Origin of the sequence: Rhodobacter capsulatus (assembly GCF_005144475.1) — a bacterium.
Classification (GTDB): Bacteria; Pseudomonadota; Alphaproteobacteria; order Rhodobacterales; family Rhodobacteraceae; genus Rhodobacter; species Rhodobacter capsulatus_C.
In genome coordinates, this window is record NZ_SWJZ01000040.1 from 1 (window position 1) to 8425 (window position 8425).

Sequence of the window (8425 nt, forward strand, 5' to 3'; positions counted from 1 at the left end):
AAAAACTCGCGCGCGCCGATATAGGGGCGCAGATAGGGTGCCGCCTGTGGTTCGGTGGCAAGGAAGGTGTCGCGTTCCTCGGGCGAGAAGATGAAATGCCCGCCGTCGATTGGCTTGCTGCCGATGACCAGCCGGGGCAGGCCGTTGATCGGGCGGCTTTCCTCGCCCACCACGACATGAGGATTTGTCAGGGCACTGGCATCGGTCAGATAGGGTGAAATCGCCTTTGGCTGCGTCTCGACCGGCTCGCCCTTGATGTCGGGGTAGCTGAACAGGCGTTTGACCGGGCGGGCGTTGGCGCTCGGTTCCATCCCGGTGACGATGACATGCACCGCCGCCTTGCCGCGCGCCTCTGACCCCCATGCAAATGTCTGGTGGGCAAAGGCGATCTCCATCCCGTTCCGGTCCAGCAGCGTAGGCCATAGCTGGGCCACCTGTTCGCCCTGGGTGATGGAGTTGGTCGAGACGAAGGCGAAAGGCACGTCATGGCCCTGCCCGTAACGGGCGGCTTTCAGGAACCATGCTGCGACATAATCCAGCGTTCCGCCGCTTTTCCCCAGACCGGCGATCCGCCGCACCTGGGCGCGCTGGAACTCGGACTGGTATTTCGCCCCGACGAAGGGCGGGTTGCCGATGATATAGCCGCATTTCGCCGCTGGCAGCAGCGCCTGCCAGTCCAGTTCCAGCGCATCGCCATGGGTGATGGCGGGGGATTTGCGCAGGGGAATGCGCAGGAAGGCCGCGCCGAACTCAAGGCTGGCCTGCGTATTCATGATGTGGTCCATCATCCACATGGCGGTTTCGGCGATGCGGGCGGGGAACTCGGAAAACTCGATGCCGTGGAACTGGTCCACGTCGATTTTCAGCAGGGATTGCAGCGGCAGTTCGGTCGCACCGCCCTTCATGCGGGCAAGGTCGGCACGGTGAATCTCGCGCAGCACCTCGATTTCCAGCAGGCGCAATTCGCGATAGGTGATGATGAGGAAGTTTCCGCAGCCGCAGGCGGGGTCAAGGAAGGTCAGCTTGGCAAGGCGGTCATGGAAGGCTTGCAGCAGCTTTATGCGGTTGGTTTTACGGGCTTTCAACCCCTCGAACTCGGCCCGCAGGTCGTCCAGAAACAGCGGACCTATCACCTTGAGGATGTTCTTTTCGGTGGTGTAATGCGCCCCCGCCTCGCGGCGTTCCTGCTTGTCCATGACCGACTGGAACAGCGAACCGAAGATCGCGGGCGAGATACCGGACCAGTTGAATTGACCGGCTTCCAGCAGGCGCTGGCGCATGTCGGCATTGAAGGCCGGGGTGCGGATCGTGGCCGAAAACAGCCCGCCGTTCACATAGGGGAAGCGGGCAAGGTCTTCATCAAGGGTGGTCTGGCGCTGGTCCTCGGGGGTGTCGAGAACGTCGAAAAGCTGCGCCAGCAGGGGGCCGATGTCCGACCCGTCTTCCTTGGTGCGGGTTTCGAGGAAGTCCAAGAAGATGTCGCGTGGCTCGAAAATGCCGGTATCGTCCGCGAACAGGCAAAACACGATCCGGGTCAGGAACACCTCAAGCTGGTGGCCCTTGTAGCCGCTGGCCTCAAGGCTGTCGTGCAGCCGCCCGACCAGTTCCGCAGCCTTGATGTTGACCGGGTCCTGGTCTTTGAAGCTGCGCTTCTCCATCCCCATGATGAAGCCGAACCTCTCGACGTGCTTCGGCAGATCGGCCAGCGCGAACGATGATGTTTCGCGGGTATCACGGTCCAGAAGCTGGAAGGTCTGGAAGTCGCACAGAAGCTGGAAACGGGGGCGGTCAGCCTCTTTGATGGCGTCAAAATACTCGCCTGCCTGAACCTCGGCCTTGGCCAGATCGCGCCCGGCGGATTTCTGTTCGACCAGCAGGACGCGCGGCCAGAACAGGTCGATGAAGCCGGTCTTGTTGTTCAGCTTCTTGACGTGTTCCTCGTAGCGGGCGACCGACCGCCGCTGGACGCCGAAAATCTGGAAGAAGTCGTTGTAGAAGGTCTGGGTTTCGCCCTTCTCGTAGGTCGCATCCGCATAGTCTGCCGCAAAGCGGGAGGCCCGCGCCCTGATCTCGTTGAAGCTTAAGCGCAATGTGTTGTTTCCTATCCGAAAAGTCTCTTCCAGAAGCCATGTTTCTGCCCCGCCTTCTCCGGCTCAGCGGCCTCTGGTGCGGGCAAGGCCATCGCCAGCCGTTTTGCCTGATCGCGCCATTCGTCACGTTCGGCCTTGGCGTCAGCCAGAGCAACTTCCAGACTGCTTACCTTTTCTTGCAGTGACAGGGTTTCATGTGGGTAACGTTTGTGGGTTTCAGAATCTAACATTGGTGGGGTTTCGTCGTTAGGCTCTGTAATGGCTGGAAAGGCCCTGAAAAGCTCGGATGGCTCGATCAGATAGCCACCCTTTCCAGTCTTCTCTGCTGAAATCTTACCTGATTTTATGGCTCTAGTGATTGTGGGGACGCTTTTCCCCGTCCTCTTCGCCGCCTCATTTGCGCTTAGTTTCATGGGGTTACGATCCCTATTTCATGTTCTAATATTGGTGGGGTTTCGTAAGGTTACATGTCAGGAGGGGGCAGGGCAGGACGAAGCCTGTATTCCTTGAGGAAGGCAACCCTGTCACCCTTGAAGAACAGAGCAGGGTTAACCCAGTATTCGTTCGGGGACCGAGGAAACAGGAACTGCTTCTCCAGAAGCTCTTTGAGGCCGTTGTTGAAGGTGTATTTCGACATGCCGATAGAGCGACCCTCAAGGCCCTCTCCGAACCAGTAGAGGCGGACGCTGTCCGAAAAACCCCCCGTCATCTTGGCTTTTTGGTATTCCAGCAACACAGCGTGGAAGACACGGAACCCGGTTTTCGTCAGGTCGAACGCTGCCCTGACCCCCTCAGCGAAGACCTTCACGAAGTGGGCTTCGTCGCGCTCTTCGATGGTATGGATGATGGACGATCCCACGACCTCGCCTGTGTCCGGGTCCAGCATGTCGCGGGGAGTGCTGCGCGTGCGCACGGTCTTTGTCTTCGTTCTGATCTCTGCCCCGTTCTCCATGAAGGGGTTGGAATCTGGCTTGAACGGCAGGGATCGTAGGTCAAACTCCGTCACTTGAGTTTTGACCCGGTCATTTCTCGTGTCGAGAACGGGTTTTTCTTCTTGTTTCACAAGGGATTTCCCGTGTTGCTGCGGGTGGATTATGGTCGGTCAATCGAGAGGTTTCGGCATCACTTCTTGTGGATCATTCTAGAGGCCGATTCTTGAACGATCAAGAAGTTTTGGCATCATTTTTACTCGATGTATCGAGTAAGGTTTCTCGATGTATCGAGTAAAGTTACTCGATGTGGTTCTATAGAAATCAATGGCTTAGGTGTTTTCTCTTTCTCACTCTTATTTAAGGGAAAAAAATGCACAGGCGGTCGGGAGCGCGGATCAAAGCGCTGGCGACCGACCGCCTGTGTAGTTTTTGACCATCGGACGTGAGGCCCCTTGTGGGCCGAACGGACGATTCCGCGCATGTGCGCGCGTGACGGGTGGGGGTGCGGGCGAGGGGAACATGCACCGGCAATGCCCGTGGCTGGCCTCGGATTTGCTTAGAACAAGGAAGTGATAACTCTGGTTGTCAGTGGCTCGAATGATAACTATAGTTGTCGGATGATCGAGTTAATCCGAAGCGGAACCTTCGATACCTGGCTTTCCGGTTTGCGGGATCGCAGAGCGGTTGCCCGCATCGCTGCCAGACTGGACCGCCTTGCTGCGGGTAATCCCGGCGATGTGGAGCCGGTCGGAGAGGGTGTTTCGGAACTGCGGATCAACTACGGGCCGGGCTACCGGGTGTATTTCATCCAGCGCGGGCCGGTTCTCGTGATCCTGCTTTGTGGCGGCGACAAGTCCACGCAGAGCAAAGACATCAAACAGGCCAAGGTGCTGGCCGCAGAGTGGAAGGGCTAAGCGATGCCGAAAGAAAAATTCGCCCGCTACGATTCCGCCGACTACCTCAAGACCGAGGAAGATATTGCGGCCTATCTCGAAGCGGTCATGGAAGATGGGGGCGACGATCCCGCCTATGTCGCCCGCGCCCTCGGGGTGGTGGCCCGCGCCCGGAATATGACCGCGCTGGCCCGTGAGGTTGGCATGAGCCGGGTAGGGCTGAACAAGGCGCTGTCGGGGGACGGCAACCCCACCCTGTCCACGGTGATGAAGGTTGCCAAGGCGCTCGGGCTGAAAGTCTCGATCCAGCCCGGCGCGTGATGGTCCGGTTTTGTGTGTCGGGAGGCTCGGCTCAGTTCCCGGTCTGTGGCGGCTGGTCGATCCAGAAGGCGCAGAACCTGCGGCCCTCGGCATTTGTGACGACCTGCCCGCCTGCGGTCGGGCAGTAGATGCCGGGATACTGGCCGAAGGCTTTGGCATCGGCGCGGCCTTGCAGCCAGAACACCGCCAGCGCGCCGACAAGCGCCCCTGCGGCCCCGATCGAGGCCAGCCATACCCAGAACCCTCCGAAATAGCGCCATGCCTCTCTGCGAGCCTCTCCTGCGGCCCGTGAGAGGTCTTTCGCGGCCTTAAGGCTCTCGGCATGGGATTTCTCGATTGCCTCTATGGCGGCGCTTTGGGCGGCCTCTACGGCGAAGGCGCGCACATCGAGGGCGGTTTGGGCCAGATCGCGCTGCATGGCCTTTTGCAGGTTCTGGGGAACGTGTGTCAGCTTGCCGAGGAAGTCGGTGATCGTCTTGTTGAAGGCTTCGGCCTCGTCCTTGTTCAGGCTGGTGCGCTGCAGGGTCTCGATCTGGCGGCGGATGACACCGATTTCCTCGGCCAGAATCTCGAACGTGTCCGGGTTGCTCATGCTTCACCTGCCCCGGCGCTTTGCGCCCTGGCATCGAGGTCGGCCAGCAGCCCGGCGATTTCCTTCTGATCCACGTCCCGGGTTGCGTTCTTTCGCAGGGTGGTTGCCAGCCACCTGGAAATCTTGGGGTCTTTCAGGGCCTCGGTGGTGACGATGGCGCCGACGATGATCTTTCGGCGGGTATCGCTGGCTTTCTGACGGGTTTTGAGCCGCGCCAGCTTTGCTTGCGCATCTGCAATCTGCTGGTCGATGGTGCGCGCCATCCTGCCGCCTTTCCTCATTACAACAGTTGAATTTGTGCCGTGTAGTGGATAGCGTGTCAAACACGAAGTGCCCACTTATACAAACGCTGCGCGTTTGTGTGGGCAAAGGGGCAACTGCATTCCCCTTTGAACCCCAAGCAAGAGCGCGCGCGGAAATGGCGATCTACCACCTTCGGGCCACGATGATTTCCCGCTCCGCCGGTCGCAGCGCCACGGCGGCAGCGGCCTACCGCGTGGGCGAACGGATCGAGGATCACCGCACCGGGCTGACCTTCGATTACCGTGCGCGCGGCGGCGTCGATCACGTCGAGACCCTCGCCCCTGCCCATGCGCCCGCATGGGTGCAGGACCGGGCGGCGCTGTGGAACGCGGTCGAGGCGGCAGAGACCCGGAAGAATTCGCAGGTTGCCCGCGAAATCCGGGTGGCCCTGCCCGCCGAGCTGAACCACGGGCAGCGCGTCGAGCTGGTGCGCGAGTTCTGCCAGCGCGAGTTCGTGGCCCGTGGCATGGTGGCCGACATCGCCCTTCATGCGCCGGGGCGCGAAGGCGATGATCGCAACCACCATGCCCATATCCTGCTGACCACCCGCGAGATTGGCCCCGAGGGGTTCACCACCAAGAACCGCGACTGGAACGCGGTGGAGATGCTGGAAGGATGGCGTGAGGCATGGGCGCGGGACAGCAACCGCGCCCTTGAGCGATGCGGCCTTGATGAACGGATCGACCACCGGACGCTAGAGGCGCAGCGGATCGAGGCGCAGGAGCGGGCCACCGCGGCGCATGATCGCGGCGACGAGGCCGAGGCGCTGCGCCAGACGGTGCGGGCGGTGGAATTGGACCGGGATCCGCTGCCGCAACTGTCTGCCGGGGCGTGGCAGATGAAGGAACGCGGCATCGAGGTCGCGGCCGTCCGGGTGTGGCGCGAGGTCAAGGCGCAGGCGGCCGAGGTCGCACGGGTGGCCGAGGTTCTGGCCGGTCATGTGCGGGACTGGATCGGGCGGGCGGTGGATCGCCTCGGGCCATTGACGCAGGAGGGGCCGGCGCAGGGGCTGGCCTATGCCGGCGCAGCGGATCGGGATGCAGGCCGGGGCGATGGCCGGGAGAGGGGGCAGGACCTGGCCGCGCGGTTGCGCGCGGCATGGGATGCCCGCCAGAGCCGCCCCGAGGTCGAGGCGGTGGCCGTGCCTGGTCAAACCCCGGAGCCGGAATCCGCCCGCAGCTTGGCCGAGCGGCTACGGGAGGCGGCGCAGGGGATCGACCGGGGCGCAATGGCCGAGCGCGCCGCCGAATTGCAGCAGAGCCGGGAGGCCGAGGAACGCCAGCGGGTGCAGGAGGCCGAGCGCCTGAAGGAGCAGGAACGCGAGGTGCGTCACCGCGACAGAGGTATGGATCACGGAATGTAGGTTTGCTGACTTAAGGTCAAAAATCGAACTCTAGTTGGTCACCATACAGCTTTTGTAGGTTCCGTCTGAACTCGTCTTTGCTGCTGGAAATGCGGAGAACGGTCATCATGGTAATGACTTGGCTACGAAAGTGATCAAGCCCCTGCTTGTCCGTCAGAAACTGGTGGTGCTTCCGTTTCCGACGATAGTTCTCATCCGTTGGGTTGGCCTCATCGAGTGCGGGCAGGACAGGCTTTGGCATCTTCTCATAGATCAATTCTCGGATCAGCTTCCCCGCGTAGCGCGGCCCACGGTTCTGTTCCTGACGCTTCCATCCATAAACTCGGTAAAGCTCGTTCGTGAACTCTACAGGGATTGTCTGCACCCAAGGGCGATGTTCTGGCCTGATATATGCGGTCAGAATCTGCTGTAGTTCGTCGGCTTCACGTTTGGACTGGTAGCCCGTTGCCTCGTCGATCAGAGCGATCAAGCCGATGCGTGTCAGGCTACGTGTGATCACCCGACATTGGTGCGCTATGTGAACCTGTTGAGCCTGCAACACGCCATCGTCGTCTGCTGCGACGACCGCTTCCGCCATCTCGATCAGCGTGTCGGAATCGAAACCATTGGCTTCTTGAGAACCCACCTTGAAGCGGATGGGAGTTGATATGCGAGCCAAAAGATCATCGGAGACATAGGGTTTGAAGCGGTCTTGTGCTGCAAAAAGCTCAAGGCGATTCATCCCTTTGATCATCGCTCCGCCACGAGCCAAGCCAAAAGCATCCAAAACACCATTCGTCGCGACGACACGGCGTTCATCGGCAAGAATGTAGCAAGGGACCTCAATATCAGCGATTCGGATCGGCTTGTCTGGTGATCCATGGACCGCTTTCAGGGGCTGGTTTCCCCACCGCTTTTGTGCGGCCTCTTTTGCGATCCGTGAGCGCTCTTGTGCCGATAGCGCGCGCGAGCGGGCTACTCCGCCCTTCTGCTGTGGTGTGTCTGTCATCCGAATCCCAATGCTTGCTTGTGCTATGTTTTCATGCTTGCTGGTTTCAAGCAAGCATGAAAATTGCTTATGGTATATGCTTGCTTCGGAATTAGGCTTTGACCACCTTCGGCTTCGTTGTTCGGCGCGGTTTCTTCTGCTTCTGTGCGGCCAACATCCCGGCCACCTGCTGTTCATACATGCCGAGCAGATGCGCCACCCGGTCGCCTTCCAAGGCGAAGGCCGCGCGGCGATACAGGCGGTCAACGGCGCGGTCATTGTCGCGGTGGGCGCGGCGCAGGTCGGCGGGCATCAGGTCGGGGTCGTAGAGGTCGGCCAGCGTGGCACCCGGATGGCGGGCGCGGGCGTCGAGGATCGCCTGCGCATGAGGGGCAAGGGCTGACAGGTCCTTTGCGGGCGGCATCGGGAAGGTGTTGTAGACCAGCCCGATGGAATAGCGGTAATCGCTTTTCAGCCTGCCGCCGATGGTGCGCAGCCATGCCATGTGCATGGCCGAGGTCAGGACGGCGAACAGGCCCGGCGTGGCACCCGGCAGAACGCGCACCAGATTGCTGGGCACGGTTGGCGGTTCCAGCCAGCCAATCGGGGCGTATTCGCGGCGTTCGGAACTGACCTCTGGCAGCACCAGAAACGGGGTGTCAGGCAGGACGGTAACATGAAAGGCTGTAGGGGTTTCAGCCAGTGACAGGGACGACATGCCGGGCGACTTGATGCTGTCGGCCTCCTTGCCCTTGGCCGGGATCTTCCCCAACCGGTAATCGCGCACCCGGCCCACCGTGGCCCGCACCAGCGGCATGGCGCGCAGGTCCTGCGGCGGGATTTCCGAGGCGCAGAGGATGTAACGCAGTCCGCCCTGCAAAAACTCGCGCGCGCCGATATAGGGGCGCAGATAGGGTGCCGCCTGTGGTTCGGTGGCAAGGAAGGTGTCGCGTTCCTCGGGCGA

At 61.0% G+C, this 8425-nt stretch carries 10 protein-coding genes; 3 read left to right on the forward strand and 7 right to left on the reverse strand.

Going from position 1 to position 8425, the window contains the following annotated elements; translation table 11 throughout:
* The 3 genes from FBT96_RS10205 to FBT96_RS10215 form a co-directional block, all read right to left on the reverse strand.
* On the reverse strand, window positions 1-2090 hold a 2090-nt coding region (locus tag FBT96_RS10205; protein WP_136906306.1), incomplete at its 3' end, for a DNA methyltransferase.
* Between the two features lie 11 nt (window positions 2091-2101).
* A complete protein-coding gene (locus FBT96_RS10210) occupies window positions 2102-2503 on the reverse strand; it encodes an excisionase family DNA-binding protein (RefSeq protein WP_136906308.1) in 402 nt (133 codons plus the stop codon).
* Between the two features lie 50 nt (window positions 2504-2553).
* On the reverse strand, window positions 2554-3153 hold the full coding sequence (locus FBT96_RS10215) for a hypothetical protein (RefSeq protein WP_212635380.1): 600 nt from the start codon (window positions 3151-3153) through the stop codon (window positions 2554-2556).
* Between the two features lie 486 nt (window positions 3154-3639).
* On the opposite strand from FBT96_RS10215, the gene FBT96_RS10220 reads away from it, so the two are divergent.
* Together FBT96_RS10220 and FBT96_RS10225 are read left to right on the forward strand one after the other, a co-directional pair.
* A complete protein-coding gene (locus FBT96_RS10220; protein WP_112313498.1) occupies window positions 3640-3936 on the forward strand; it encodes a type II toxin-antitoxin system RelE/ParE family toxin in 297 nt (98 codons plus the stop codon).
* 3 nt (window positions 3937-3939) lie between these two features.
* The gene (locus FBT96_RS10225; RefSeq protein WP_136906310.1) at window positions 3940-4236 is read left to right on the forward strand and encodes an addiction module antidote protein; all 297 of its coding nucleotides are present in this window, start codon (window positions 3940-3942) and stop codon (window positions 4234-4236) included.
* A 31-nt stretch (window positions 4237-4267) separates the two neighbouring features.
* Here FBT96_RS10225 and FBT96_RS10230 read toward each other — a convergent pair whose 3' ends face one another.
* Entirely contained in the window at window positions 4268-4828 is a 561-nt protein-coding gene (locus FBT96_RS10230) for a hypothetical protein (protein ID WP_136906312.1), read from the reverse strand.
* On the reverse strand, window positions 4825-5091 hold the full coding sequence (locus FBT96_RS10235; protein WP_136906314.1) for a hypothetical protein: 267 nt from the start codon (window positions 5089-5091) through the stop codon (window positions 4825-4827). The genes FBT96_RS10230 and FBT96_RS10235 overlap by 4 nt, the downstream gene beginning before the upstream one ends.
* A gap of 155 nt (window positions 5092-5246) precedes the next feature.
* Between FBT96_RS10235 and mobQ the strand changes: the two genes are divergently transcribed.
* A complete protein-coding gene (gene mobQ / locus FBT96_RS10240; RefSeq protein ID WP_136906316.1) occupies window positions 5247-6494 on the forward strand; it encodes a MobQ family relaxase in 1248 nt (415 codons plus the stop codon).
* Between the two features lie 16 nt (window positions 6495-6510).
* On the opposite strand, the gene FBT96_RS10245 is transcribed toward mobQ, so the two are convergent.
* On the reverse strand, window positions 6511-7536 hold the full coding sequence (locus tag FBT96_RS10245) for a P63C domain-containing protein (protein WP_169583375.1): 1026 nt from the start codon (window positions 7534-7536) through the stop codon (window positions 6511-6513).
* A gap of 37 nt (window positions 7537-7573) precedes the next feature.
* Window positions 7574-8425, reverse strand: an 852-nt coding sequence (locus FBT96_RS20675) for a type IIL restriction-modification enzyme MmeI (protein WP_346655940.1), incomplete at its 5' end; no start/stop codon positions are given.